Origin of the sequence: Corynebacterium sp. DNF00584, from assembly GCF_001552965.1 — a bacterium.
Classification (GTDB): Bacteria; Actinomycetota; Actinomycetes; order Mycobacteriales; family Mycobacteriaceae; genus Corynebacterium; species Corynebacterium phoceense.
Genome location: NZ_KQ959769.1, coordinates 85,819 through 112,458, shown reverse-complemented (window position 1 = coordinate 112,458; position 26,640 = coordinate 85,819). Strand labels below are relative to the sequence as shown.

Annotated in this window: 24 protein-coding genes and 1 pseudogene; 5 read left to right on the top strand and 20 right to left on the bottom strand. The window is 65.2% G+C overall.

The features are described from left to right. Window positions 1-5 precede the first annotated feature (5 nt). From HMPREF0307_RS11650 to pyrR, 19 genes are all read right to left on the bottom strand, one after another. The gene (locus tag HMPREF0307_RS11650; protein WP_066493196.1) at window positions 6-1,265 is read right to left on the bottom strand and encodes a bifunctional 3,4-dihydroxy-2-butanone-4-phosphate synthase/GTP cyclohydrolase II; all 1,260 of its coding nucleotides are present in this window, start codon (window positions 1,263-1,265) and stop codon (window positions 6-8) included. A 30-nt stretch (window positions 1,266-1,295) separates the two neighbouring features. Beyond that, window positions 1,296-1,931, bottom strand: a complete 636-nt coding sequence (locus HMPREF0307_RS11645; RefSeq protein ID WP_066493193.1) for a riboflavin synthase — start codon at window positions 1,929-1,931, stop codon at window positions 1,296-1,298. Between the two features lie 124 nt (window positions 1,932-2,055). Beyond that, window positions 2,056-3,075, bottom strand: coding sequence for a bifunctional diaminohydroxyphosphoribosylaminopyrimidine deaminase/5-amino-6-(5-phosphoribosylamino)uracil reductase RibD (gene ribD / locus HMPREF0307_RS11640; protein WP_066493192.1), 1,020 nt, complete (start codon window positions 3,073-3,075; stop codon window positions 2,056-2,058). After that, window positions 3,075-3,740, bottom strand: a complete 666-nt coding sequence (gene rpe, locus HMPREF0307_RS11635; protein ID WP_066493190.1) for a ribulose-phosphate 3-epimerase — start codon at window positions 3,738-3,740, stop codon at window positions 3,075-3,077. Before rpe ends, ribD begins: the two co-directional genes overlap by 1 nt. A gap of 40 nt (window positions 3,741-3,780) precedes the next feature. Further along, window positions 3,781-5,325, bottom strand: a complete 1,545-nt coding sequence (locus HMPREF0307_RS11630) for an RsmB/NOP family class I SAM-dependent RNA methyltransferase (protein WP_066493189.1) — start codon at window positions 5,323-5,325, stop codon at window positions 3,781-3,783. After that, entirely contained in the window at window positions 5,322-6,269 is a 948-nt protein-coding gene (fmt, locus tag HMPREF0307_RS11625) for a methionyl-tRNA formyltransferase (RefSeq protein ID WP_066493185.1), read from the bottom strand. Before fmt ends, HMPREF0307_RS11630 begins: the two co-directional genes overlap by 4 nt. Before the next feature lie 14 nt (window positions 6,270-6,283). After that, the gene (def, locus tag HMPREF0307_RS11620; protein WP_066493184.1) at window positions 6,284-6,793 is read right to left on the bottom strand and encodes a peptide deformylase; all 510 of its coding nucleotides are present in this window, start codon (window positions 6,791-6,793) and stop codon (window positions 6,284-6,286) included. A 448-nt stretch (window positions 6,794-7,241) separates the two neighbouring features. Continuing rightward, entirely contained in the window at window positions 7,242-9,272 is a 2,031-nt protein-coding gene (locus tag HMPREF0307_RS11615) for a primosomal protein N' (protein WP_066493183.1), read from the bottom strand. 27 nt (window positions 9,273-9,299) lie between these two features. Continuing rightward, window positions 9,300-10,526 carry a methionine adenosyltransferase gene (metK, locus tag HMPREF0307_RS11610; protein ID WP_066493180.1) on the bottom strand — a complete coding sequence of 409 codons (1,227 nt, stop codon included), beginning with the start codon at window positions 10,524-10,526 and terminating at the stop codon, window positions 9,300-9,302. A gap of 113 nt (window positions 10,527-10,639) precedes the next feature. Next, complete coding sequence (gene coaBC, locus HMPREF0307_RS11605) at window positions 10,640-11,893, bottom strand: bifunctional phosphopantothenoylcysteine decarboxylase/phosphopantothenate--cysteine ligase CoaBC (RefSeq protein WP_066493176.1); 1,254 nt, start codon at window positions 11,891-11,893, stop codon at window positions 10,640-10,642. Window positions 11,894-11,970: 77 nt separating this feature from the next. Continuing rightward, on the bottom strand, window positions 11,971-12,267 hold the full coding sequence (rpoZ, locus tag HMPREF0307_RS11600; protein WP_066493173.1) for a DNA-directed RNA polymerase subunit omega: 297 nt from the start codon (window positions 12,265-12,267) through the stop codon (window positions 11,971-11,973). A gap of 56 nt (window positions 12,268-12,323) precedes the next feature. Further along, entirely contained in the window at window positions 12,324-12,902 is a 579-nt protein-coding gene (gene gmk, locus HMPREF0307_RS11595; RefSeq protein WP_066493168.1) for a guanylate kinase, read from the bottom strand. Between the two features lie 25 nt (window positions 12,903-12,927). Further along, a complete protein-coding gene (gene mihF, locus HMPREF0307_RS11590; RefSeq protein ID WP_066493167.1) occupies window positions 12,928-13,248 on the bottom strand; it encodes an integration host factor, actinobacterial type in 321 nt (106 codons plus the stop codon). Window positions 13,249-13,620: 372 nt separating this feature from the next. Next, window positions 13,621-14,466, bottom strand: a complete 846-nt coding sequence (pyrF, locus tag HMPREF0307_RS11585; protein WP_197418412.1) for an orotidine-5'-phosphate decarboxylase — start codon at window positions 14,464-14,466, stop codon at window positions 13,621-13,623. 22 nt (window positions 14,467-14,488) lie between these two features. Further along, the gene (gene carB / locus HMPREF0307_RS11580; protein ID WP_066493161.1) at window positions 14,489-17,824 is read right to left on the bottom strand and encodes a carbamoyl-phosphate synthase large subunit; all 3,336 of its coding nucleotides are present in this window, start codon (window positions 17,822-17,824) and stop codon (window positions 14,489-14,491) included. A gap of 32 nt (window positions 17,825-17,856) precedes the next feature. Further along, window positions 17,857-19,011, bottom strand: coding sequence for a glutamine-hydrolyzing carbamoyl-phosphate synthase small subunit (gene carA, locus HMPREF0307_RS11575; protein WP_231725181.1), 1,155 nt, complete (start codon window positions 19,009-19,011; stop codon window positions 17,857-17,859). 70 nt (window positions 19,012-19,081) lie between these two features. Next, the gene (locus HMPREF0307_RS11570) at window positions 19,082-20,434 is read right to left on the bottom strand and encodes a dihydroorotase (protein WP_066493153.1); all 1,353 of its coding nucleotides are present in this window, start codon (window positions 20,432-20,434) and stop codon (window positions 19,082-19,084) included. Between the two features lie 33 nt (window positions 20,435-20,467). Then, on the bottom strand, window positions 20,468-21,424 hold the full coding sequence (locus HMPREF0307_RS11565; RefSeq protein WP_066493151.1) for an aspartate carbamoyltransferase catalytic subunit: 957 nt from the start codon (window positions 21,422-21,424) through the stop codon (window positions 20,468-20,470). Continuing rightward, window positions 21,425-22,006, bottom strand: a complete 582-nt coding sequence (gene pyrR / locus HMPREF0307_RS11560) for a bifunctional pyr operon transcriptional regulator/uracil phosphoribosyltransferase PyrR (protein ID WP_066493149.1) — start codon at window positions 22,004-22,006, stop codon at window positions 21,425-21,427. It lies immediately after the preceding gene. A gap of 181 nt (window positions 22,007-22,187) precedes the next feature. Between pyrR and HMPREF0307_RS11555 the strand changes: the two genes are divergently transcribed. From HMPREF0307_RS11555 to HMPREF0307_RS11535, 5 genes are all read left to right on the top strand, one after another. Then, a complete protein-coding gene (locus HMPREF0307_RS11555) occupies window positions 22,188-23,567 on the top strand; it encodes a TIGR01777 family oxidoreductase (RefSeq protein ID WP_066493146.1) in 1,380 nt (459 codons plus the stop codon). Between the two features lie 75 nt (window positions 23,568-23,642). Continuing rightward, complete coding sequence (locus tag HMPREF0307_RS11550; protein ID WP_066493144.1) at window positions 23,643-24,143, top strand: YbjN domain-containing protein; 501 nt, start codon at window positions 23,643-23,645, stop codon at window positions 24,141-24,143. Then, entirely contained in the window at window positions 24,136-24,633 is a 498-nt protein-coding gene (locus HMPREF0307_RS11545) for a YbjN domain-containing protein (protein ID WP_066493143.1), read from the top strand. Before HMPREF0307_RS11550 ends, HMPREF0307_RS11545 begins: the two co-directional genes overlap by 8 nt. 2 nt (window positions 24,634-24,635) lie before the next feature. After that, window positions 24,636-25,193 (top strand): hypothetical protein, encoded by a 558-nt coding sequence (locus HMPREF0307_RS11540; RefSeq protein WP_066493138.1) that lies wholly within the window; start codon window positions 24,636-24,638, stop codon window positions 25,191-25,193. Window positions 25,194-25,196: 3 nt separating this feature from the next. Next, window positions 25,197-25,703 carry a hypothetical protein gene (locus HMPREF0307_RS11535; protein ID WP_066493137.1) on the top strand — a complete coding sequence of 169 codons (507 nt, stop codon included), beginning with the start codon at window positions 25,197-25,199 and terminating at the stop codon, window positions 25,701-25,703. A gap of 107 nt (window positions 25,704-25,810) precedes the next feature. Here the strand turns inward: HMPREF0307_RS11535 and HMPREF0307_RS11530 are convergent. Continuing rightward, window positions 25,811-26,640: pseudogene (locus tag HMPREF0307_RS11530) on the bottom strand (PPK2 family polyphosphate kinase).

Here is a 26,640-nt window from a genome sequence, read left to right as displayed (position 1 = left end):
CTCCTCTACTTGGCGTGGTCCGCATCCCAGCGCGCGACCTGCGGTAGGTCGTGGCCCATGCGGTCGCGCTTGGTGCGCAGGTACTCAATATTATCGGCGTTGGCCTCGATTTCCAGCGGGGTGCGGCCGGTAATCTCCACGCCGAAGCCCGCCAAGCCCTCGCCCTTGGCCGGGTTATTGGTGAGCAGGTTGACGCTCTTGATGCCTAGGTCGCGCAGGACCTGGCCCGCAGCCGAGTATTCGCGCGCGTCCTCGGGCAGGCCCTGTTCAAGGTTGGCGTCAACAGTGTCGCGCCCGTTGTCCTGCAGCTCATAGGCTTTCAGCTTATTGAGCAAGCCGATGCCCCGTCCCTCCTGGCCCCGCAGGTACACGATGACGCCGCTGCCGGCGTCGTGAACTGCCTTCTGCGCGGCGTGGAGCTGCGGGCCGCAATCACAACGGTGCGAACCAAAGACGTCGCCGGTGAGGCACTCGGAATGCACGCGCACGAGGACATCCTCGGCGCCGTCGAGGGCCTTGAGGTCGCCCGCGACGAGCGCCACATGCTCTTGGCCGTCCAGGATATTACGGAAACCGAGCGCGGTGAACTCGCCGAACTCGGTGGGCAGTCGCGTCTCGACAACGCGGTCGACCTGGTTCTCGTGGTGGCGACGCCACTCGATGAGCTGCTCGATGGAGATCATCTTCAGGCCGTGGGAGTCGGCGAAGCGGCGCAGCTCCGGCGAGCGCGCCATGTCCGTGGGGTCTTCCTCGGAGACGATTTCGCACAGCACGCCAGCCGGTCGCAGGCCTGCCAGGCGGGCCAAGTCTATCGATGCCTCCGTGTGGCCGTCGCGCTCCAGCACACCGCCCGGGCGCGCGGCGAGCGGAACCACGTGGCCGGGGCGCGTGAAGTCGCCCGGGTGTGACTCGGGGTTGGCGAGCGCGAGAATGGTCTCGCAGCGCGACTTCGCGGAAATGCCCGTGGAGCCCGTCGCGAGATCGACCGTAACGGTATACGCGGTGCCGCGCACGTCCTGGTTCTTCGCCATCATGGGCGGCAGGTTGAGGCGGTCGCAGTCATCCGGGGTGAGCGGCGCACAGATGTAGCCGGAGGAATACCGCACCATGAAGGCGACGAGTTCTGGCGTGGCCTTTTCCGCGGCGAAGATGAGGTCGCCTTCGTTCTCACGGTCCTCGTTATCAACGACGACGACGGCTTTACCGACTGCGATATCTGCAATGGCTTCCTCGACGGTATCGAGGCGCACGCTCTGTTCACTCATGTCTGTCAACTCTAGTCTGGAACGCTCGTACTACTTACTTTCGGGGTGCATGTCCGCTGTATCCACGGTGAGCTGCATTTTCTCGACGTATTTGGCCAGCACGTCAACTTCAAGGTTGACGCGTGCGCCAGGTGTAAGCTCGCCCAGAATGGTCTCGCGCAGCGTGGCTGGAATAAGGGAGACCTCAAACCACGGCTCGCTCGCCCCTGGCTGGGAGATAGCCGCGACCGTGAGCGACGTACCGGAGACTGCGATGGAGCCTTTCTCCACGACATAGCGCTCCAGCTCGCGCGGCAGTTCGAAGCGCAGAACCTCCCAGTGCTCGGACGGCGTACGGCTGAGCAACCGCGCCGTGCCGTCGACGTGGCCCTGCATGATGTGGCCACCCAGGCGCGTGGTGGGTAGCAGCGCGCGCTCGAGGTTCACCGGCGCGCCCACGGTGAGCTCCCCCAGCGCCGTCCGGTTGAGCGACTCCTGCATGACATCGGCCGTAAACGTGTCGCCGTCCAGCGTCGCGACGGTCAAGCACACGCCGTTGACGGCAATGGATGCGCCGAGTTCCGCATCACTCGTCACGAGCGGACCCGTGAGGCTCAGACGCATCGCATCGCCCTGCGGCTCCATCGCGCTCACGCGGCCGACCTCTTCCACCAATCCGGTAAACAATCCCAAGCTCCTTTAATCAATTCGATTCTTCCAACGCCGCTGTGGGCGTCCTATTCCGGTTCGTTCCCTACGTGGCTGCCAAAAATCGTCTTCTGCGAACGACTTTCTCGACAATTTTCGGCAACTACGACCGCTCGACCGTGAAATCCACGACGAGATCCGCACCCAGTTCCTCCACGCGGGTGCGCCGCAACGCCAACGCATCCGTCAGAGTCGATGCGACCGGTTCGGCAAACACGCCACGCCCGGCCCCAAGCAACGTCGGCGCGATATACGCGCGCACGGCGTCGACGAATCCCTCCTGCACGAAGGAACTCGCAAGCCCCGCGCCGCCTTCGACGAGCACGTCCCGCGCCCCAGACTCCCACAGCGCGTCCAGCGCCGCGGACGGCGAGGCGTATTGCTCAAAGCCGAGCTCCTCGAGGTGCGCGGCACGCCCCTCAAGTGAACGCGCGCCCACCACGACGCGGCGCGGCTGTGCCGCGTAGAGCGAGCCATCCGCGCGGCGGGCGGTGAGCGAAGGATTATCCGCCAAAGCGGTGCCTGTGCCGATGAGGATGGCGTCGCGACGCGTACGGTCCACATGGACGTGCGCCCGCGCGTCCGGGCCGGTGATCCACTGGCTCGTGCCGTCCACCGCGGCGGTGAGACCGTCGAGGGTCTGCGCGAACTTGAGGGTCACGTGCGGGCGCCCCATCCGGATGGCGGCGAGCCACGGGACAAGGGCGTCCTCGACGGACGCCGCCGCGGCACGCTCCTCAACGGATGCGAGGCGCGCTGGAATGCCGCGCGCGGCGAGAGTCTCGGCCCCGCCTGCGGCCTGCGGATTCGGGTCTGGATGCAAGTAGACGACAGACGCTACGCCTGCGTCCGCGAGCGCCACCGCGCACGGACCGGTGCGGCCGGTATGCGAACACGGCTCGAGCGTGACGACGGCCGTTGCGCTCTCCGCTAAAGGCCCAGCCTCGCGCAGCGCCATGACCTCGGCATGCGGCCCGCCCACGGGTTGGGTGCCGCCTACGCCCACAACCTCGCCGTTCGGAGAGACAAGCACTGCGCCCACGGGCGGGTTGGGGCTCGTCGTGCCCTTGACGCCCAGGCCCGCGGACTTGGCGAGCGCGAGCGCCTCTGCAATCGAGGCCACTACAGGGTCGCCAGCTCGCGCAGTTCAGCGACGGCCGCGGCGCGGTCATCCTGCTTGAACACGGCGGAACCGGCGACGAACGCGTCGCAGCCGGCCTCGGCGCAGGCGCGAATGGTCTCGGCGGAGACGCCGCCGTCAATCTCAATCACCGTGTCGAGCCCGCGCTCATCAATCGTCGAGCGCAGCGCACGCACCTTGTCGAGCATCTCCGGCATAAACTTCTGACCGCCGAAGCCCGGCTCCACGCTCATGACGAGCACCTCGTCAAAGTGCTCAAGCTTATCCAGCCACGGCTCGATGGGCGTGCCCGGCTTAACGGAGAACCCAGCGCGCACGCCCAGATCGCGAATCTTGCGAGCGAGCGCCAGCGCGGCCTCCTCGTTGGCGACGGCCTCGACGTGGAAGATGATGCAATCCGCGCCGGCCTTGGCGTAGGTCTCGACCCACTTCTCCGGCTCCTCGATCATGAGGTGCACGTCGAGCTCCTGCGCGGTGAGACCGTCCACCGTGGAGGTAACGTCTGGGCCAAAGGACAGGTTGGGCACGAAGTGGCCATCCATGATGTCGACGTGGAGCCAGTCGCCCGAGGCGACGGAGGCGACCTCCGTGCCCAGCTGGGCGAAGTCGGCGGCGAGAATGGACGGCGCAATAATCGGTTCAGACATGCCTAAAGTCTAGCGTGCGTGACCGCGCGCCACGGGGAACTTAGGCCCCGCGACACAGTGCGGCGAAGAACATCGCGTCCGTGCCGTGACGGTGTGGCCACATCTGCACGGACAGCTCACGGCCGGTGTCCCCCATGTCAGGGATGAGCTCGTGCGCATCGAGCTCGACGGCGCCGAGCTCTTGCTTGGCACGGTCGACGATGGCGCGGGTCTCGCGCAGGTCCGGCGAACAGGTCGAGTACACGACGATGCCGCCCGGGCGCACGAGGTTCAGCGCCGAGCTCAGGAGCTCGAACTGCAGGGGCGCGAGCTTTCCGATGTCCTCTTCTTCCTTGCGCCAGCGTGCCTCCGGGCGTCGGCGCAGGGCGCCAAGGCCCGAGCACGGCGCGTCGACGAGGACGCGGTCGAAGCCGGGCTCAAGGTCCGGTGTGCGCCCGTCGGCGACATGGACGTCGACGGGCAGGCCGTCCGTGGTTTTACGCACGAGTTCGGCGCGGTGGGGCGAGACCTCAACGGCGTCGACGCGCGCACCCTCGATACGAGCGAGCGCACCCATGAGTGCCGCCTTGCCGCCGGGGCCAGCGCAGAGATCGAGCCAGCGTCCGCCATCGGTGCCCTCGATGGGGGCCTCCGCGACGGCGCGGGCGATGAGCTGCGAGCCTTCGTCCTGAACCGCGGCCAGGCCCTGCTTCACGGGTTCGAGGTCGCCCGGGTCGCCGTGCTCCATGTAGACGGCGTACGGCGAATACTTGCCTTCCTCGAAGCCGGTCATAAGCGCGAGTTCCTCGGCGGAAATTTCGCCGGGGCGGGCCACGAGGTGGACGAGCGGGCGCTGTGAGTCAGCATCGAGCGCCTCCTCGAGCTCACCGAGTCCGAGCACGCGAGAGAAGGACTCGGCGATCCAGGCCGGGTGCGCATGCTTGAACGCAAGCGCTGGAATTTCTCCGGCGGGAGCCAGCCGGTTGAGCCACGCCTCCGGAGTCGTGCGGGTAATTGTGCGCATGATGCCGTTGGCAAAGCCTTTGGCCTGCTCGTGCCCGGCGGCTTCGACGAGGCGCACCGTCGTGTCGACCGCGGCGTGCGGTTCCACGCGGGTGTAGAGCACTTGGTAGGTGCCCAGGCGTAGCGCGGTGTGAACCTCGCGCGCCATGGCCTCGAGACCGCGGGTCGCGCAGCGCGCGATGACCGCATCGAGGACGCCGAGGGCGCGCAGCGTGCCATAGGTCAGTTCCGTAGCAAATGCCGCGTCACGGCCCTCGAGCTTCGCTTTACGCAGCGCCTTGGGCAGCACGAGGTTGGCAAAGGCGTCATCGGTCTCGACGCGCAGCAGCGTATCGAAGGCAACGGCGCGCGGTGCGTCGACGCCTACCTGGCGCGCGGAGCGCAGGAAATCCTTGGCGGCCTGCTCACGGGAAGTGCCGCGGCGCTGCTGGCCCTGGCCCTTGCCGCGATCGCGGTTACGGGAACCGCGGTGGTCATCGCGGCGCTGGCCACGGTCGCGGCGCTCCTCGCGCCGTTCGCGGTTGTCGCGCTCGGGTTTGGGCTTGTCTCCCGACTTCGAACGGGAACGGAATCCTCCGGTCATTGGAACGTCACCTCTCCACTTTCGACATCCGCGAGCGCACCACGCGCCCAGTCTGCGGCGTTCATCATTTTCTTTCCTGGCGGTTGAATCTGCCCCAAGCGTACGGTGTCCGTCGCTGTTCCGACGTAGACTGCCTTCTTGGTGACGGCGAGCTGGCCTGGGGCCAGCGGCGAGGGGGCATCGGCAAGCTGGATGGGGCCAATCTTGATGCGATCCGCCCCCAACATGGTCCAGGCCCCGGGGCCTGGGGTGTGTGCGCGGATGTGGCGATCGACGGCGAAGGCAGGCGTCGACCAGTCGATGCGCGCGTCCTCGGTCGTAATCTTGTGCGCGTACGTCGCCTCCCCCTCCTGCGGGCGCGGATCGATGATCCCGGCAGCGAGACCGTCCATTGTCGCGACAAGGAGATCGCCGCCGGCGTAGGCCAGGCGCGTGAGGAGATCGTCAGCGGTGTCCGTGTCGCGGATAGCCTCGGTCATCGTGCCGAGGACGACGCCGGTGTCGAGCCCCTCGTCGATACGGAAGGTGGTGGCACCCGTGATGTCATCGCCAGCGGCGATGGCGGCCTGGACCGGAGCGGCGCCGCGCCAGGCGGGCAACAGCGAGAAGTGCAGATTCACCCAACCGTGCGTAGGCACGTCGAGGAGATCCTTGGTAATGAGATTGCCGTAAGCGACAACCGGAATGCACTCGGGCTGGAGTTCCGCGAGACGGGCGCGCAGGGCCTGGCCGTCCTCGGTGCCGGGCCCCAGCGTGGTGGGCGTAAGCACCTCAATACCGTGCTCCATGGCCAGCGCCTTGACCGGGCTGGGGTGGAGCGTGCGGCCGCGACCCCGGCGCGCGTCGGGACGAGTAATGACGGCCACGACCTCGTGCTCGGAGGCGATGAGCTTCTCTAAAGCCACGACGGCGGGTTCGGGCGTGCCAGCAAAAATCAGTCGCATGTGGGATCTCCTTTTTACGCGTTGAACCAGTCGGAGGCGCGGACCTCGGCCATGGCCTGCTTGCGCACGTCGCCTTGGAGGCGGTCGAGGAAGAGCACGCCGTCGAGGTGATCCGTCTCGTGCTGAACGCAACGCGCCATGAGTCCGGAGACGGCCATGCCAACGGGGCGGCCGAAGACGTCGAAGCCGGAGACGCGCACCGTTTCATGGCGCACAGTTTCCGCCGAGATATCCGGAATGGACAGGCAGCCCTCGGGGCCGACCTGGAGCATGTCCCCCAGCGGCTGCCACACGGGGTTGATGAGCGCGCCACGCATCCCCGGCTGCACGTGCGAGCAGTCATAGACGAAGATGCGCTTGGTGAGCCCAATCTGGTTGGCGGCCAGGCCCACGCCGCCAGCGTCTTCCATGGTCTCGAACATGTCATTGGCGAGCCGCTCGAGACTCGAATCAAACGTGTCGAATGGCGTGGCGATGCTGGTCAAGACCGGATCGCCGTAGATGCGGATATCGCGAATGCTCAAGGTGCTGCTCGTTCTCCTGCGTAATAGTTTTTGGTAATAGACAGTCAAGTGACCAGAATAGTGCACGTCGGACCCGAAAAGCGCGACGGCCCCGCGCCGTGGGCTCTTCCTTCTCGAGAAAACTCGCAGGGCGGCGTGGACTCACGCGACAACTGAGTTGTTGCCCAGTTGCTACCTCGTCGCAGGCTGGGTACAGCCTGGCTGCTGCGTCGTTGCTGCGTCGATGCTGCGGCGGCGGACCAGGAAGAGTCCAGCCAGGGCGAGCACGAAGCCAACAAGGATGAGCATCCAGACGGTGGCGCAGGGTTGGCCAGCTCGTCCTTATCGGACGCAATTCCATGCCAGGCTATTCATTAAACGCCAAACACACGCTACGGGGGTGAAAATAAACCGTGTGAAATGCATGGTGTCATTAACACCATTAGCTTGAGAAACAACCTATTCCGATTTAACCGATGTTTATGGGGTCTACTTGGATACGCAGCGGGAGGTCGTCTTTGCGGATGCTGCGAGCGGCATTCGCTTTCCGCAGCGCGGTGCCCAGCTGTGCACGCGGCCCCAGCGGGATGCGAATGAGGACGCGTTGCGCCGGGCCGTACTTCTCCTCGTCATACTGTCCCGGCGGGGTCACTCCGACAGGCAGCAGGACCGGACCAAGGACTTCGGCATGATCGGGAAGCTCAGCGGTGCGTAAGAACTCTTCGAGCGACGCATGGGCGCCATCGACGGCAGCCATGTGGACCGCGGGCGGGAAACGCACTTCACGGCGGGCGGCGAGCTCCGCCTGCGCGGCGCCCACCATGTCCCACCGGCACAGGTAGTCGACGACGGGCAGCTCCGGCTCCGCGGTAATGATCACTTCCCCGCCCTTCATGGCAGGACTCACGAGGGTGACGGCATGCGCCCACGTATCGAGGGCGTCCTCGGTGGCGCGCATATCCTGGCGCCCAAGCAGCGCGCCGGGCTCGAGGAGCAACGCTGCGCCGTAGCGCTCCCCGCCCTCCACGTGGGGCTCGGCGCCGGGCGTGGCGATCACAAGCGCCGGCTTAAACGGGATCTCGTCTATCACCTTGTTACCGCCGGAGACGATGATCCGCGTCTTCGTAAACGCACGGCCGAGTTCCTCGGCGGTGCGCTCAGTGCCCAGGACGATGGCGCGGAGTTTGGGCGATCCGCACTCGGTGCACCGGTGCTTGGCGTCGACGCGGCCGCACCAGGCGCAGGTGGGCAGCGAGCCGCGCTCAGGGTCGGAGCCCTGCTGACTCATGCCCAGTGGGCCGCCACAGTGACGACAGCGAGCGGGGTTGCCGCAGTTGCCACACGAGAGGATGGGCGCGTAGCCCTTACGTGGGACCTGGACTAGGACGGGTTCGCCGCGTTCGAGCGCACCACGGGCGGCTTGGTACGCGGGGCCGGACACGGAGGTCGTGCCGCCGCGCATGTCGCGGGAGATAGTAAGGCCGTAGCGGCCCACCGCGGCAATCTGCGGGCAACGGGCATGCAATGTCGCGGCGCTCGCCACAAGGTCATGAGCCCAGCCAGACTCGACGAGGAGCTGGGTCTCCGCCGTGCGCGCATGGCCGGCGAGGATAAGGCTGGCATGTTCCAACGCGGAGCGCGTTGTGAGAACCTCACGGGCGTGCACGTAAGGCTTGAGCGGATCGACAAGGTTATCGTCGCCATCGTCAAGGATGACCGCCAATCGCAGGTCGTGTACAGGTGCGAAGGCGGCAGAACGCGTGCCCAGCACAATACGCGCCTGGCCCTGGAGAGCCGAAAGGTAGCGTCGGTAACGCGCCTGAGGGCCCAAGGAGTTCGCCAACGTGGTGACCTGCTTGGCGCCTACGACGGCGCGGAAAGCTGCTTCGAGACGATCGAGGGACTTCTGGTTTGGAACGACCATGAGCACTCCTCCCCCGTCGCGGGCGACCTTCGCGCCTAAGGCCGCGAGCGCGCTGGCCCAATCATCGCCGGGCGCGATCTGCCACGCGGCGCGGGCGACGTTTCCGGCGAGGACGGCATCGACAAAGGATTCACCATGGAGATAAGCGGACCATCCGGACAGGTCAGGCTCGACAGACTCGCCGAGTTCCTCCCATGGCGTGGTGAGATCTGACTCTTCCGCCTTCGCGTGGCGCGGCGGGATTGCCACGCGAATGATATCCGAGCGCGCGCCGCCGTAGCGTTTGGCAAGCGACTCCACGAGAGCAGAGAGTTTCTCCGTATAGACGGGATATGGCGAAACCACGCGGTCGATAAAGCGCAGCGTTCCTTGGAATTCAGTCTCCGCGCCGCGGGCCAGGATGATGCCGTCCTGAAGTTGGCCATTGAAGCGAATGCGCACGCGAACGCCGGGTTGGGCGACCTCGGACTCCGCCTCGTCGACGTAGTAGTCGAACGCCCGGTCCAAGTGCGCCACCCGCAACAACGGCAACACCCGCACGACCGGGTCAACGGCGGCGGGTGTTTTCTTAGGCATAGCGCTCGATTCTAGCGCGTGCGGGGGCTAGAGACCGGCGGCGGCGCGCAGCAGCGGCGCACGCGAGGTGTCCTCCCAGGGCAGGTTCACGTCGGTGCGGCCAAAGTGACCATACGCGGCGGTCGCGCGGTAGATCGGACGCAGCAGGTCAAGGTCCGCGATGATCTTGTGCGGGCGCAGGTCGAAGACCTCGTTGACGGCGGCCTGAATCTGGCCGTCGGTGAGCCCGTTCTTGGCGGTGCCGAAGGTCTCGACGTAGAGGCCGACCGGCTGGGAGCGGCCAATGGCGTAGGCCACCTGGACCTCCGCGCGGTCCGCGAGCTCAGCGGCGACGATGGTCTTCGCGACCCAACGCATGGCGTAGGCCGCAGAACGGTCGACTTTGCTCGGGTCCTTACCGGAGAAGGCGCCGCCGCCGTGGCGGGCCATGCCGCCATAGGTATCGACGATGATCTTGCGACCGGTGAGGCCCGCGTCGCCCATAGGGCCGCCGAGAATGAAGGAGCCCGACGGGTTGATGAGCAGCTTCGTCTGCTCGTCGTAGTAGCGATCAAGGTCGTTGGCCTTGATGACGTACTCGACGACCTCGGTGCGCAGCGGCTCGACGAGCCACTCGCGGTCGACCTCCGGATCGTGCTGGGTGGAGATGACGATGGTGTCGATGCGCACCGGGTTTTCGTCTTCGTCGTAGGCGAAGGTGACCTGTGTCTTGCCGTCCGGGCGCAGGTGCGGGACGATGCCCTCCTTGCGCACGGCGGTGAGGCGGCGTGCAAGGTGGTGAGCCGTGGAGATAGGCAGCGGCATGAATTCCGGGGTCTCGTTCGTGGCGTAGCCAAACATGAGGCCCTGGTCGCCGGCGCCGGTCTGCTCGAGGTCGTCACCGGCCTCGCCGGAGCGAATCTCGTCCGCGACATCGACGCCTGCGCCGATCTCCGGGGACTGTTCGCCAATGGCGACGTTGACGCCACAGGTGGTGCCGTCGAATCCGACGTCGGAGGAGATGAATCCGATGTCGACGAGGGTTTTGCGCACGAGTTGCGGGATTTCGACATAGCCCGTCGTGGAAACCTCGCCCACGACGTGGACCTGGCCGGTCGTTACGAGGGTTTCCACGGCGACGCGGGCGTGGGGGTCTTTCTCGAGCAAGGCGTCGAGGATGGTGTCGGAAATGGCGTCACAGATTTTATCGGGGTGGCCTTCAGTGACCGACTCAGACGTAAAGAGTCGGGTCGCGGTCACGGCGTTATTCGTCACGTTATGTGTGTCCTTTGTATAACAGGGGTGAATAGACGGCGCATGGTTCTGGCCCCAAGCGTTGACAAAGGGCAATATTAGACCAAGCGGTCTATCTTGGCAATTAACGCGGCCTACTCCGAGGCAATTGCATTCACGGCATCCAAGATCTGGGCCGCGACCACCTGTTTACTGCCCAGCTCCACAACGGTCGGCTCAGCACCGCGACGCAGAATCCAGCCCGAGTTCGTCGTCTGGCCGAATACTTTGCCCACGCCGACCTCATTCGCCATGAGCACGTCGCAGCCCTTGCGTTCAAACTTCGCGCGCGCGTAATCGAGCGCCGAATGCATCGCATCGCCCGTCTCCGCAGCGAAGCCAGCGATGACGACGCCGTCTTTGAGCTCACCGGCGTCGCGGCGCGCGACGAGCCCTTTGAGGATGTCCGGATTCTCCACGAGGTGCAGCGTCGCAAGCTCTTCGTCCGCGCTCCCCTTCTTCATCTTCGAGTCGGCGACGTCCGCGGGACGGTAGTCCGCCACAGCCGCAGCCATGATGATGACGTCGGCCTCCGGCGCGCGCTCGTTCATGGCGGCTTCCATCTCCCGCGTCGAGCCCACGCGTACAATCTCTGCGCCCGAGGGAGTCTCCAACACGTCCGTCGCGCCAGCCACGATGGTCACGCGCGCGCCACGCTGCGCGGCAATCTCCGCCAACGCATAGCCCTGGCGCCCCGACGAACGGTTGCCAATATAACGCACTGGGTCCACGTTCTCCTGGGTGCCGCCAGCCGAGATAAGCACGCGACAACCCTCCCAGTCGAAGGGCGTGCGATAACCGGCGAGCTCCGTGCGGACAAACTCCGCAATCTGGGACGGCTCCGGCAGGCGTCCTGGGCCAGAGTCCTTGCCCGTGAGTCGGCCATGTGCAGGCTCCATGACGGTCACACCGCGGCGGCGGAGCGTGGCGACGTTCTCCCGCGTGGCCGGGTTGTTCCACATCTCCGTGTGCATGGCAGGCACGACAATGACAGGACACGTGGCCACGAGCACCGTCGCAGTGAGCAAATCATCGGCGCGTCCGGCCACGAGGCGTGCAAGGACGTCGGCGGTAGCGGGCGCGATAACGACGGCATCGGCATGCTGGCCCACGTTGACGTGCTGGACCTCGTCGACGGCATCGAAGACCGTCGTGGAGACAGGATGGCCGGACAGGGCCTCGAAAGTCGCGGCACCGACAAACTGCAACGCGTTGGGCGTAGGCACGACGCGCACGTCGTCGCCATGCTCTTTCAAGTCGCGCACGAGATGGCAGGCTTTATAGGCGGCAATGCCTCCGGCGACGCCGACAACAATTTTTCGAGGTAATGCAGAAGCGGAAGAAGTCACGGGCCAATACTACGCGAAACCCCGCGTCCGGCCCGTGAAACGGGTAGACGCGGGGTGGTCGCGACGGAGCGAGCGGCTTACTTTCCTTCCTCGTGGTCGAGGAGGCCAGCCTGAATCTCGCGCAGGGCGATAGACAGCGGCTTCTCGCCCGGCTCCGGGGTTACCAGCGGGCCGACGAACTCGAAGACGCCGTCGTCCTGCTCCTGGTAGTAGCTGTTGATCTGTCGCGCGCGCTTCGCGGCGAAGATAACCAGCGCGTACTTGGAAGAGACCTTCTCCAGCAGCTCATCGATCGGCGGGGCGGTAATGCCCGTGGGCGGATCGAAGACCGGCTCGACCTTGGCCTCGTTGTTCACGGCGGTCACGTTAGTCACATGCACCTTTTCGTCAATTGTGGTTGTGAAAGAATTCTTTGGGCAGTCTCCGCAGCTTAAGCGGACTCTCCTTGCAGGATAGCACTGATAGCTGCGACGGCGTCATCGAGATTTTCGTTGACGATGACGGTGTCGAACTCATCTTGTGCCGCCAGCTCCTTGCGGGCTGTCTGCAGCCTGCGCTCAATGACCTCCGGCGTTTCCGTACCGCGGCCGGTGAGACGCTCGACGAGCACCTCCCAGGACGGCGGAGCCAGGAAGACAGTGTGAGCATCGGGCAACGCAAGCTTGACGTTGCGTGCACCCGCCAGGTCTACTTCCACCAGCACGGGACGGCCGGCCGCGCGGGCCTCCGCCACAGGGCCTGCCGGCGTTCCAGAACGCTGCAGGCCTCCGTGAATCTCTGCCCATTCCAGCATGGAGCCGGAATCGATCTGAGATTGAAACTCCTCCGGAGTAACGAAGAAGTAGTCGACCCCATCGCGTTCGCCGGGACGGGGCTGGCGCGTCGTCATGGACACGCTGAAGTAGAGCTGGTCTACGTCGTTGCGCAGGCGCTGGACCACAGAGGACTTACCCACGCCGGCAGGGCCCGCCAGAACGACGAGCTCACCGTGTGTTTGTGCTCCAGACACTTCTGCCTTCTTCTAGGTCCGGGGTTTAGGACTCGTAGCCGAAGTGCTCGAGCAGGGCACGACGCTGACGGTCGCCCAGGCCGCGCAGACGGCGGGTCTGAGCGATCTCGAGGTTGTCCATGATCTCCTTGGCCTTGACCTTGCCGACCTTCGGGAGAGCCTCGAGGAGTGCGGACACCTTGGTCTTGCCGATGATCTCGTCGGTCTCGGCCTTCTCCAGGACCTCCTTGAGGTTGGTCTCGCCGCGCTTGAGTGCTGCCTTCAGCTCAGCACGAGCCTTACGGGCCTCAGCGGCCTTTGCGAGTGCTTCCTTGCGCTGCTCGTCAGTCAACTTAGGGAGTGCCACTTCGGTATCCTCCGATATTTCTAGGTGATTAATGGGTCTGCTTGGCGCTACAGGCGCCGAAGTTCTCGGTAAAAACTGCCTCTCAACGGGGCAACTCGTGCAAGTTACATCCATGGAAGCATACCGACTTCTGGCAATCCTAGCACCGGTTTTGTTCCTGCGACGATAACAGGGCCGAACGCGCCGCCACTAGTGCGACGTTGTGGCACGTCATCGCGCTGCGTGTCATAAAATACCAGCACAACGGCCTAAGGATTAAATCGAGCTGGGATTTTCTTGAAAAAACTCCCCTACCTGCGCAAATACTCCGGCCCGAAAACGCACAAAGAGCCCGGATGGCCTGCATCCGGGCTGCTCAAGGCGGTAAAAACTCTAGGCTTCCGCTCTAAACTCCGCGGCCTGGCTGCGCACCGCGTCGCACAGCGCGTCGACGCTCGGCCCGTGGCGCAGGACGGAGCGCGAAACATTGGCAAAGCCAAGCTCCGGCGCCGCCTGGGTAATAGCGAGCACGTCGCTTGCCGATGCCCCCTGCGCGCCGACGCCCGGCAAGAGCACCGGGCCGCCCAGGGCGTCGAGGACCGGCGGCTGCGCGAGGGTCGCGCCGACGACGACACCGACGTTGCCGGGGCGTCCAACAGCCGCGTGCGGCGCGTTATACGTTGCCGCCTCGTCGACCATGCGCTGGGCGATGGTGCGGCCGTCCGCGTCCGTGATGGACTGCAGCTCGACAGCCTCCGGGTTCGACGTCGCGGCGAGGACGAAGACGCCGCCGCCCACACGCTCGGCCGTCTCGAAGACCGGTGCCAGCGCGCCAATGCCGAGATACGGCGAGACCGTCACCGAGTCTGCGCGCAGCGGCGAGGTCTCCCCCAGCCACGCATCCGCGTAGCCGACCATGGTGCTGCCGATGTCGCCGCGTTTGGCGTCCGCAATCGTGAGGCAGCCCGCGTCGCGCAGGTCCGCGAGCGCGCGCTCGAGAACCGCGAAGCCCTGCGAGCCGAAGCGCTCGAAGAACGCGACCTGCGGCTTGACCACCGCAGCCGTCTCGGCAAACGCCTCGACACACGTCTGCGTGAACGTGCGAAGGCCATCGACGGTGTTGTCGAGGCCCCAGGCCTCGAGCAGGTGAGCGTGTGGGTCAATGCCCACGCACAGACGCCCACGATCGCGGCCGGCGGCGACGAGACGCTCACCGAACGTCGCATCGCTCCGCGTCACCGCGCTGTGCTCGGTGACGGAGTTATTTGGCTGGGGCATGCTCGAGCTCCTGGAGGGAACGCACGGTGAGGTTGCCCTGGCGCAGGGCCTCGATGCCCTGGACCGCGGCCGTAACACCCTGGACCGTGGTCACGCACGGGATGCCAGCCTTGACGGCAGCCGTACGAATCTCGTAGCCGTCGTGGCGAGCGCCTGCCGAACCGGCCGGGGTGTTGAGCACCAGGTCGATGTCGCCGGAGAGGATCTGGTCACGAATGGTGGCCTTGCCCTCGGGGTTCTCGGAGACCTTGACCGCGACCTCGCACTCGACGCCGTTGCGGCGCAGCATCTGGGCGGTACCGCGGGTAGCGACGATTTCGAAGCCCATGAGCGCCAGGCGCTGAATCGGGAAAATGAGCATGCGCTTGTCGTGGTTGGCGACGGAGACGAAGATGGTGCCCTCGGTGGGCAGCGCACCGAACGCGGCGAGCTCGCCCTTGGCGTAAGCCGCGCCGAAGTTGCTGGCCAAGCCCATGACCTCGCCGGTGGACTTCATCTCCGGGCTGAGCAGCGTATCGAGCGGCTGGCCATCCGGGCGACGGAAGCGGTTGAACGGCAGGACGGCTTCCTTGACCGCGATGGGGTGATCGAGCGGCAGCGAGCCGCCGTCGTAGTTCTCCGGCAGCACGCCCTCGGCACGCAGCTCCTTGATGGAGGCGCCCATCATGATGCGCGCGGCGGCCTTCGCCATCTGCACGCCCGTCGCCTTGGAGACGAATGGCACGGTGCGCGAAGCACGCGGGTTGGCCTCGATGACATAGAGGATGTCGTCCTTGAGCGCGTACTGGACGTTCATGAGGCCCTTGACGCCAATGCCGTGGGCCAACTTGCGCGTGGACTCGCGGACGTTCTCAATGTCCTCCGGGCCGAGCGTCATCGGTGGAAGCGCACAGGAAGAGTCGCCGGAGTGAATGCCGGCTTCCTCGATGTGCTCCATAACGCCGCCCAGGTAGACCTCGTCGCCGTCGCACAGCGCGTCGACGTCAATCTCGATGGCGTTATCGAGGAAGCGGTCGACGAGCACCGGGTGGTCCGAGGTGATCTCGGTGGCGCGGTCGATGTAATCCTGCAGGGAGGCCTCGTCGTAGACGATCTCCATGCCGCGGCCGCCCAGGACGTAGGACGGACGCACGAGCACCGGGTAGCCGATTTCCGCGGCGACAGCCTTGGCCTCGTCGAAGGAGGTGGCGGTGCCGAACGCCGGTGCCGGGAGCTCCGCACGGCTAAGCACCTGGCCAAACTCGCCACGATCCTCGGCGAGGTTGATGGCGTCGGCCGTGGTGCCGACAACCGGGACGCCAGCCTCGGTGAGCTTCTCCGCGAGGCCCAGCGGGGTCTGTCCGCCGAGCTGGACGATGACGCCCGCGACGGTGCCGGAGGTAGCCTCGGCGTTGTAGACCTCCATGACGTCTTCGAAGGTCAGCGGCTCGAAGTAGAGGCGGTCGGCCGTGTCGTAGTCGGTGGAGACGGTCTCCGGGTTGCAGTTGACCATGACGGTCTCGTAGCCCGCGCGGGAGAGCTCGAGGGCTGCGTGGACACAGGAGTAGTCGAACTCAATGCCCTGGCCGATGCGGTTCGGGCCGGAGCCCAAGATGATGACCTTTTCGCGGTCGCGCTGCTCGGCAACTTCGGACTCTGCATTCGGGTCGAGCTCGTAGGCCGAGTAGTGGTACGGCGTCTGCGCCTCGAACTCGCCGGCACACGTATCAACCGTCTTGTAGACCGGGCGAATGCCCAGCGACCAACGCAGGCGGCGCACGCCGTCCTCGCCCGCGAACTCGGGGCGCACGGCGGCAATCTGAGCGTCAGACAGGCCCATGTACTTGGCCTCGCGCAGGAGGTCTTCGTCGAGCACGGGGGCATCGGCAAGCCGCTCGCGGAAGTCGACGAGGGCTTTGAGCTCGGCAAGGAACCACGGGTCAATCATGGAGTGCTCGAAGACCTGCTCGACGGTCGCGCCCAGGCGCAGGGCGAGCTCGACGTCGTACATGCGGCCCTCGGTCGGGGTCTCGAGGTCCTTGAGAACGGCCTCGACGTCGGTGGCGCGGTCGCCCGCGAAGTACTCGTCCGGTCGGGTCCAGAAGCCAGCCATCTTGGTTTCCATGGAACGCATGACCTTGTTGAGGCCCGCAATGTAGTTGCGGCCGATACCCATGGCCTCGCCCACGGACTTCATGGTGGTGGTGAGCGTGTCGTCCGCACCCGGGAACTTCTCGAAGGCGAAGCGCGGAGACTTAACGATGACGTAGTCGAGGGTCGGCTCGAAGGCGGCCGGGGTCACGCCGGTGATGTCGTTGGTGACCTCGTCGAGGGTGTAGCCGATGGCGAGCTTGGCAGCGAGCTTCGCGATCGGGAAACCGGTGGCCTTGGACGCCAGCGCGGAGGAACGGGACACGCGCGGGTTCATCTCGATGACGATGATGCGGCCGTCGTTCGGGTTCACGGCGAACTGGATGTTGCAGCCGCCGGTATCGACGCCGACGGCGCGAATGATGGCGATGCCGAGGTCACGCATCTTCTGGTACTCGCGGTCCGTGAGGGTAAGCGCCGGGGCGACCGTGACGGAGTCGCCGGTGTGAACGCCCAGGGCGTCGACGTTTTCGATGGACGCGATGACGACCACGTTGTCGTCACCATCGCGCATAAGCTCGAGCTCGAATTCCTTCCAGCCGAGAATGGACTCCTCGATGAGTACGTTGGCTTCCGGCGAGGCGGCCAAGCCACCGCCGGCGATGCGGTCGAGGTCTTCGTTGTTAAACGCCAGACCGGAGCCCAAGCCACCCATGGTAAACGACGGGCGGACGACGACGGGCAAGCCCAGTTCCTTGACGGTCTCGTGGACTTCGTCCATGTTGTGGCACACGCGGGAGCGCGCGGACTCGCCGCCGACGGAGGCCACGATGTCCTTGAACATCTGGCGGTCCTCGCCGCGCTCGATGGCCGGAATGTCCGCGCCGATGAGCTCGATGCCGTACTTCTCAAGGATGCCAGCACGGTCGAGCTGGATGGCCGCGTTGAGCGCCGTCTGGCCGCCCAAGGTGGCGAGCACGGCGTCGATCTTGTGGCCCTCTTCGATTTCCTTCTGGAAGACCTTCTCGATGTAGGCCGGATCGATGGGCTCGATGTAGGTGTGGTCCGCGAACTCCGGGTCGGTCATGATGGTGGCCGGGTTGGAGTTGATGAGCGTAACGCGCAGGCCTTCTTCTTTGAGGACGCGGCAGGCCTGGGTGCCGGAGTAGTCAAACTCGCAGGCCTGACCAATAACGATCGGGCCAGAACCGATGACCAGGACGTGGTTGATGTCGTTGCGCTTAGGCATGAATTTCTTTCTCTTCCCTTTTTCCTGGTTGCTTACTTGTGGTCGTCCATAAGCTGGATGAACTGGTCAAACAGCGGGTTGGCGTCGTGCGGGCCGGCGGCGGATTCCGGGTGGTACTGCACGGAGAAGGCCATGCCGGACTTGAGCGCCACACCCTCAACGACGTCGTCGTTGAGGCAGGTGTGCGTCACGAGAGCCGGGCCGAAGTCGGTGTCGAACTCGGCGCCGCCGGCGGGCTTGCCCTCGCCAGCCGGGTTTTCGAGCGCGAAGCCGTGGTTCTGTGCGGTGATATCGATCTTGCCCGTGAGGTGGTTCTTCACCGGCACGTTGATGCCGCGGTGGCCGAACTTGAGCTTGTACGTGCTCAGCCCAAGTGCGCGGCCCAGAATCTGGTTACCGAAGCAGATGCCGAAGAACGGGGTGCCAGACGCGAGGATGTCGCGGGTGATGGCGACCATCTTGTCTGCGGTGGCTGGGTCACCCGGGCCGTTGGAGACGAACACGCCGTCTGGGTTGTACTGCTTGATGTCCTCGTAGGGCGTATTCGCCGGAACGACGACGGTTTCGATGCCGCGCTTGGCGAAGTTATTCGGCGTCGAGGTCTTAATGCCCATGTCATAGGCGACGACGGTGAACTTCTTCTCCCCCTCCGCCGGGACGGTGTAGGGCTCAGTGGTGGAGACGTCCTCGGCCAGGTCGAGGCCCGCCATAGACGGCTGTGCCTTGACCTCGGCGAGCAGCTCCTCGACGGGGCGCTCGGCAGCCTCGCCGGAGAAGACGCCGGCGGCGATGGAGCCGAAGTTGCGCAGATGGCGCACAAGAGCGCGGGTGTCGATGCCGCGGATGCCGACGATGCCCTGCTTCTCCATCTCCTCAGGCAGCGAGCGCGCCGCACGCCAGTTAGAGACGCGGTGTGCAAGGTCGCGGATAACGAGGCCGGCGACCCAAATCTTCGAGCCGTGCGACTCGTCGTCCTCGTCGTTCCAACCGGTGTTGCCAATCTGCGGCGACGTCGCGACCACGATCTGGCGGTGGTAGGACGGGTCGGTCATGGTCTCCTGGTAACCGGTCATGCCGGTGGTGAACACTGCTTCGCCGAGCGTGGTTCCGGTCTTGCCAAAGCCGAAGCCGCGGAAGACCTTGCCATCGGCAAGAACGAGCACGGCGGGGATAGGAGCAGAAGTCAAGGTTTCATCCTTTGATATTGCGTTCTGTGATGTAGATCGGGTTGTGCTATTCATTATGGTCTGGTTCCGCCTACTCGGCAGCAGATTCGTCAGCAGCCACGTCGTACGTGAGCGTGCCGCGCAGGAAGGTGTGCGTGACGCGGGCGTTGAAGTCCTCGCCGGCGTACGGGTTGTTCTCGGCCTTGGACGCGAGGTGCTCGACGTCCGAGGTCCAGGGGCGCTGCGGGTCGACGATGGTGAGGTTTGCCGGCTCCCCCACCGCGATCGGGCGACCGTGGCCCGGCAAGCGGGTGATTTCGGCCGGTCGCTCGGACATGACGCGAGCGACGAAGCGCCAGTCGGCCAGGCCAGACTCGACGAAGACCTTCGCGATGACGGCGAGCGAGGACTCGAGGCCCAGCATGCCGGGCTTGGCGTGCTCGAACTCCACGCACTTGTCTTCCGAGCCGTGCGGCGCGTGGTCCGTGGCGACGCAGTCGATGGTGCCGTCGAGCAGCGCATCGCGCAGTGCGAGGGCATCATGCTCCTCGCGCAACGGCGGGTTGACGCGGAAGAGTCCGTCGTAGTCGGCGATCTTCTCGTCGGTGAGCATGAGGTGGTGCGGGGTGACCTCGGCGGTGAGCGGAATGTCCTGGCCCTTCGCCCACTTGAGCAGCTCCACCGTACCCGTCGTCGAAGCGTGGCAGATGTGCATGCGATTGCCGTAGTCGCGTGCAAGCAGCGCGTCGCGCGCCACGATGGATTCCTCGGCGACGCGCGGCCAGCCACGCAGGCCCAGGCGTGCGGCGACCTCGCCCTCGTGGGCGACAGCACCCTCGGTCATACGGGAATCCTCGGCGTGCTGCGCGAGCAGGACGTCCTGGCCCTTGGCGTACTCGAGGGCGCGACGCATGATCTGCGGGTCCTGGACGCACTTGCCGTCGTCGGAGAACATGCGGACCTTGGCGTCCGAGTTCTTCATCATGCCGAACTCGGTAATGGTCTTGCCCTCGAGACCCTTCGTGATGGAGCCCACCGGGTGGACGTCGCACACGCCGAGCGCCTGGCCCTTGGCCCACACAGACTCGGCGATGATGGGCTGATCCATCACCGGCATGGTGTTCGCCATGGTAAACACGGCCGTGAAGCCGCCCTTTGCCGCGGCGCGAGAGCCGGTCTCGATGGTCTCGGTATCCTCGCGGCCCGGCTCACGCAGGTGCACGTGCATGTCCACGAGGCCCGGCAGAAGCACGTGGCCCTCGCCGTCCACGACGCGGTCTGCACTCGCGTCCGCGTCGGCGTTCACGGACTCGATGAAACCGTCACGCACGAGCACGTTGACGGGCTCGCCCTCGCCGTACGGGCGGACGTTGGTGATAAGCAGCGTGCCGGCGGCGGGTGCGGACAGGCGACCGGTCGCCGGGAAGTTCTCAGGTGAAGTCATAATCTACTGAACGTCTTTCTGTACTCGAACCGGTTAGAATCCAGCATTCTCGCCGTTGGCCAGGAGGGTAAACAGGACGGCCATGCGCACGTGCACGCCGTTGTTGACCTGCTGCAAAACAGCGGAGCGCGGTTGATCCGCGACCGCGTAGTTGATCTCCATGCCGCGCAGCATGGGACCTGGGTGCATGACGATGGCGTGGTCCTGCATCTTCTTCGCACGGTCCTTGGACAGGCCGTAAAGCGCCGCGTATTCGCGGTGGGACGGGAAGAAGCCGCCGTTCATGCGCTCGGCTTGGACGCGCAGCATCATGACCACGTCGGCATCGACAAGCTCGGCGTCGAAGTCATAGGAGACGCGCACCGGCCACTTCTCCACGCCAAACGGCATAAGCGTAGGCGGGGCGACGAGGGTGACCTCGGCGCCGAGCGTGGTGAGCAGGTCGACGTTGGACCGCACGACGCGGGAGTGGAGGCAATCGCCCACGATTTTGACGCGCAAGCCTCGGAAGGAGGCGGCATCGGAAAGCCCGAGACGCTGGCGCATGGTGGTGGCGTCGAGCAGTGCCTGCGTGGGGTGCTGGTGCGCGCCGTCGCCGGCATTGATGACGGACGGGCCGTCGCCATTGGGGGCGACCCAGCCAGCGAGCTGCTTTGCTGCGCCCGAGGACGGGTGGCGAATGATGATGGCATCCGTGCCAATCGCCGAAATAGTCAAGCCGGTGTCCTTGAGGGACTCGCCTTTCTTCACCGACGAGCTCGCCGCGGAGATATTGATGACGTCCGCGGACATCCACTTGCCGGCCGTCTCGAAGGAAGAACGGGTACGCGTGGAGTTCTCATAGAACAGGGTGTAAACCGTGCGCCCGCGCAGGGTGGGCAGCTTCTTCACTTCGCGGCCATTAATGGCCTCGCGGAAGCGGTCGGCCTCGTCCATGAGCCCCAGGATCTCGTCTGCCGTGAGATCCGCGATATCGATGAGGTGCTTCATTTACTTGTCCTCTTCTGCTTTGCGCGTTAAAACAACCGCATCGCGGCCGTCAATGGCCTCGATGAAGACGGTGACATCCTCGTCGCGGGCCGTGGGAATATTCTTGCCCACGTAATCGGCGCGGATGGGCACCTCGCGGTGGCCACGGTCAACGAGGCAGGCGAGTTGGATGATGTCCGGGCGTCCAATGTCGCGCAGGGCATCGAGTGCTGCGCGGATGGTGCGTCCCGAATACAACACGTCATCGACAAGGATGACCGTGGCGTTATTAATGCCGCCGTCGGGGATCAGCGTGGGGCGCAACGCGCGGTGCGGCTTGCCGCGGAGATCGTCGCGGTACAAGGTGATATCGAGTGCCCCGGCCGGAATTTCCACCCCCGAGAATTCCTTGATTTTTTCAGCCAGGCGCTCCGCCAACGGCACGCCACCAGAGGGAATGCCAAGGAGCACGACGCGTGGTGCGTCGGCCGAATCGAGCGCCGTCTTTTCAATGATCTGGTGCGCGATGCGTGCAACGGTGCGCGCGACGTCATCCGAGCTGAGCAGCTCAGTTGCGTCCGCGGTAGCGTTATCAACACTCATCGTGACCTCCTTCCCCGCCTCACGGTGCGGTCTTTAAAGGATGCCTATATATGTGTGTCCTCAAATCGAACGACTCCAACTGTAGCACCCACCCGCCGTAATGGGGGTACCTCGACTAGAGTGGACGGAGTTCTTACGGCGCCGCCGCGCGTCCTCCCCGTCCAAGGAAGAATCCACCCCGTTGAGTTTTGAGGCTTCCCACGTCATCGACGCACCCCGCGAGCTCGTGTGGCAATGGCACACTCGCCCCGGCGCCTTAGCGCGTCTTACCCCGCCTTTCTTGCCCGTGACCCCGCGCCGCCAGGCCGAACGGCTCTCCGATGGCACCACGGTCCTCGGCTTTCCTGCGGGTCTCACATGGGTCGCGCGCCACGATCTCTCCCGCTACCAGCGCGGCCGCAGCTTCGCCGACGTGTGTATCAACGCGCCCATGCGCAAGCTCGCGAACTGGCGTCACACCCATACCTTCGCGGACCTTGAGACGGCCAGCGCCGCCCTGCGAGGCGAGCGCACACTCATCACCGACACCGTCGACACGCGTATTCCGGCATCGGCGCTGACGCCGATGTTTGCCTACCGCCAGCGCCAGCTCATCGCGGACTTCGACTTCCTCGCGCGAGTGCAGAGTATCAACGGTGCGGCCCGCCCGCTTACCGTCGCTATGACCGGCTCCCGCGGCGCCGTGGGTCGTGCCCTGACGGCACAGCTCACCACCGCCGGTCACACCGTCATCCAGCTCGTGCGTTCCAAGGCCAAAGAGGGCCAACGCGTCTGGAACCCCGCGAATCCTGCGCCCGATCTCCTCGCGGACGCCGACGTCCTTATTCACTTGGCCGGCGAGCCCATTTTCGGCCGCTTCAACGACTCCCACAAGGCGGCCATACGCGACTCCCGCGTGGGTCCCACGCGCAAGCTCGCAGAGCTGGTCTCCCGCACGCAGTCTGTCAAGACCTTCGTCTCCGCCTCCGCCATCGGCTACTACGGCCCTGACCGTGGCGATGAGCTCCTTACGGAGTCCTCGGACTCCGGCGACGGCTTCTTGGCCGAGGTCTGCCGCAACTGGGAGGCCGCCACGGCGCCTGCTGCCGATGCCGCCCGCGTTGTCCAGGTCCGCACCGGCGTCGCGCTCACCGGCAACGCCGGGTTGCTTCCGCTGCTCCGCGCGCTCTTCCACACAGGCCTGGGCGGCACCTTCGGCGACGGCGACTTTTGGCTGAGTTGGATCGCGCACGACGACCTCACCGATATCTATTTCCGTGCCGCGATCGACGACGCGCTCACCGGCCCCGTCAACGCCGTAGGGCCTGAACCCGTTCTCAACCGCGACATGGCGCATCTGCTGGCAAAGGAGCTCGGCCGTCCCGCTATCATCCCCATCCCCACCCTCGGTCCGGCCCTGTTGCTCGGCCGCGAGGGTGCTCAGGAGCTGGCGCTGGCGAACCAGCGCGTCGCGAGCGAGAAGCTCACGCCTGCGAACCACACGTACCGCTTCGAGACGATAGCCGCGGCGCTCGCCCACGAGCTTGGCGGCGAGGAACTCGTCGCGCTGCCTGCCGTCTAAGGCCGCTCGCCACGCCACACGCCCGCATGCCTTAAGCTGGTGGGCGCACTTTATCGACACAAGTTAAGGATTCACGTGACTTCACCCGAGCAGAAGATCCTGCCGGATACCGAGGTATCCCCCGCGACGGTCGCCCGTATCGCGGAGATTTTTGACCAGCAAGGACTGCAGTACCGCACCGAGGAGCACCAGCACGAGGACGGCTCGACCGTCGAGGTCTTCCGCTCCGGCTTCGCGAACACCGCGATTGCCATGCAGGTGCGCGAGGACACCCTCATCATCGACTCCATCTGGCGCGGCCAGGTACCGGTTTCCGAGGGCCCGACCATCCTCACCCACATCAACCAGTGGAACGCCGAGCACTTCGCGCCCACGCTGCGCTTCTACGAAGGCGGCGCGGACGAGAAGGCACTCGTCGTCTCCGCCGTGCGCGAGCTCACCATCTCCGAGGGCGTTTCCCGCAATCAGCTCGGCGCCTTCGTCATGTCCTCGCTCAACTCCATCCTGGAGGCGTGGACCTTCATCGAATCGCAGTACCCGCAGCTCGTGACCTGGGAGGAACACAAGCATGACTAATCAGCAGACCCTCAACCCGGAGGATCCGAATTCGTTGCCCGTCGTGACGCTCGAGCGCGTTATCGACGCCATGGCGACCTTCGACGTCACCCTCGACAAGATCGAGGGCCGCGACGACTCCGCCACGGCGAACCTCAACGGTCTGCCCTGCCTATTCGCAGTGCTCGACTCCGTTCTCATCGTCCGCTGCGACGTGCAAACGGACGCGACCTTCTCGCAGGCGGACGCCGGTCTCTTCCTCGCCGCCAACCAGATCAACTCGGTGCAGATGGGTGCCCGCGCCGCCATCACTGATTTCGACGACTCGCTCGTCGTACGCACCGAGCGCGACATACCGGTCGCCGCCGGCATGAACGACACGCAGCTCGCCGCCGCCCTCAAGGCCGCCGTCGACGGCGTCATCGGCGCCCAGAATGCCATGGTCGCCGCCGCAGAGGAGATGGCAAAACTCGGTTCTGAAGCCGCCAACCAGGCTCAGAACGGCGAATAGCAATGGCCTCCAACGCTCCGTCTCACGCGGCCGACACCGAGGTACAGCCCGTCAACATTCACCGCCTCGTGGAGATCTTCGAGCTCCTCGGCGCAGACTACGTGCTCGTCTCGGCGCCCAACGACTCCGAGACTGACCCCGAGACCGACACGGATGCCGATGCTGCGGCCGCCGCGCCGGAGGACGAGCGCATCGTCCTCCAGACCGGCCTGCCGCATCTCACCATCCACTTCGACATTCAGGATGACACCCTGAGCGCCTTTGCGACGTGGGAGGGCCGCCTCGACGCGTCCGCGGAGGAAACTGTCGCGCCCATCATTGCGGACTTCAACTGGCAGATGGTTGCGCCGACGCTGAGCTACGCCTTCAGCGACGGTCAGGGCAAGCACCCCACCGAGCAGATCGTCATCAACGGCAACCGTGCGATGGCCATCGGCGAAGGCCTCAGCCGCAACCAGCTGGGCACGTTCATCCTGAGCGTCTTTGGCAGCTTCTCCGCCGCTTTTGAGGCCGTCGCGCAGGCCTTCCCCCAGGCCGTCACGTGGAACGAGGAGGACTAGTTCATGACTGATGCAACTCAGCAAGCACCAGAGTTCGAGAACCCCTACGAATTCTTCTCCCACACTGACCTTCCCGCCGTCACCCTCGAGCGCGTCATTGCCTCGCTCAACGAGGACGACTTTGGCGCCGTCGCCCACCCCGAGACTCCGAATATGGCCGTCGCTCAGCGCAACGACCTTGACTGGGTGTTTAGCATCACCGACGAGCTCGTGCGCGTCGAATGCGTCCTGCCCACCGAACTCGACTTCGCCGAGATCGCCCCGGTCTTCCACGTCATCACCAACGAGCTCAATGCCGCCGCCTTCGACGGCCGCGCGCTCGTGGGCGACGTGGACGGACACGCGGAGCTGCGCGGCGACGCCACGTTCACGGCCGGCCCGGGCATGAACGATGATCAACTCTTCCACGCACTTAACTACGCCGTCGTCGCGGCGCAGGAAGCACTGCTGGGCACGCTCGACAACTTCAACGAATTCGCCCGCACCGTCCAGGAGCGCGACGCCGAGTAATACGCACACCCGCTCACACGCTCATCCAAAAAATCCCTTCCGCACATATAAGCTCTGCCCGCCGCACCGAGCGGGCCCGTTATATGTCCTGAAGGGATATGTACCACCTAAGACTCCTCGATACGCGTGCGCACGGTCTCTGGATCACACTCCGCCGCCGGCCATGGCAGGTCCGGGTGACGCAGCACGTCGACGATGAGGAACATGAGCGCCATGCGCGCGTACTTCTTATTGTCCGTGGGGATGACGCACCACGGCGCGTGGTAGGCATCGGTGCATCGAATGGCGTCCTTATAGGCGGCCATGTAATCATCCCAATAGGCGCGTTCCTCGACGTCGGACGGGTCGTACTTCCAGAACTTGTACTCACGCTCGGTGCGCTCGAGGAGGTTCTCTTTCTGCGCCTTCTTCGACAGGTGCAGGAAAACCTTAATGATGTGGACGCCGGACTTGGCGAGCTCACGTTCGTAGTCCTTGATGGCCTCAAAGCGGCGGTCGATCTCGTCTTCATCAACCCATGTGTGGACACGCTGGATCAGCACATCCTCGTAGTGCGATCGGTCAAACGCGACCACGTGGCCCGGCTTGGGGTCGTGCTTGCGGATGCGCCAGAGAAAGTCGTGCTTCATCCCTTCCTCGGTCGGCTTGCCAAAGCCCACGGAGTCCGTGCCCTGCGGATCAAACGTACTGAACACGTGGCGAATGACACCCCCTTGCCGGAGGTGTCCATGCCCTGCAGAATGACGAGCACCGAGGGGGCCTTCTCCCCGTAGGCACGACCATTGGCGTAGAGCTCCTCGTCGTAGTGACTGGGGCGCGCGGCCAGTTCGTCCTTGTCTCCGTCAAAGCCCGGCGTGGAGCTCGGATCGACGGAGGACAGCTCGACGTTCTTTCCGGCGCGCAGCGCTAGCGCGTCGGCAATCTTAAATGTCGACAT

Coding starts and splice junctions, on each gene's coding strand:
- HMPREF0307_RS11540 (WP_066493138.1), top strand. CDS start 24,636: ATGGCCTCCAACGCTCCGTCTCACGCGGCCGACACCGAGGTACAGCCC.
- carB (WP_066493161.1), bottom strand. CDS start 17,824: ATGCCTAAGCGCAACGACATCAACCACGTCCTGGTCATCGGTTCTGGC.
- HMPREF0307_RS11650 (WP_066493196.1), bottom strand. CDS start 1,265: ATGAGTGAACAGAGCGTGCGCCTCGATACCGTCGAGGAAGCCATTGCA.
- HMPREF0307_RS11570 (WP_066493153.1), bottom strand. CDS start 20,434: ATGACTTCACCTGAGAACTTCCCGGCGACCGGTCGCCTGTCCGCACCC.
- HMPREF0307_RS11630 (WP_066493189.1), bottom strand. CDS start 5,325: ATGACCGGAGGATTCCGTTCCCGTTCGAAGTCGGGAGACAAGCCCAAA.
- rpe (WP_066493190.1), bottom strand. CDS start 3,740: ATGTCTGAACCGATTATTGCGCCGTCCATTCTCGCCGCCGACTTCGCC.
- HMPREF0307_RS11615 (WP_066493183.1), bottom strand. CDS start 9,272: ATGCCTAAGAAAACACCCGCCGCCGTTGACCCGGTCGTGCGGGTGTTG.
- HMPREF0307_RS11535 (WP_066493137.1), top strand. CDS start 25,197: ATGACTGATGCAACTCAGCAAGCACCAGAGTTCGAGAACCCCTACGAA.
- HMPREF0307_RS11565 (WP_066493151.1), bottom strand. CDS start 21,424: ATGAAGCACCTCATCGATATCGCGGATCTCACGGCAGACGAGATCCTG.
- fmt (WP_066493185.1), bottom strand. CDS start 6,269: ATGCGACTGATTTTTGCTGGCACGCCCGAACCCGCCGTCGTGGCTTTA.
- HMPREF0307_RS11545 (WP_066493143.1), top strand. CDS start 24,136: ATGACTAATCAGCAGACCCTCAACCCGGAGGATCCGAATTCGTTGCCC.
- pyrR (WP_066493149.1), bottom strand. CDS start 22,006: ATGAGTGTTGATAACGCTACCGCGGACGCAACTGAGCTGCTCAGCTCG.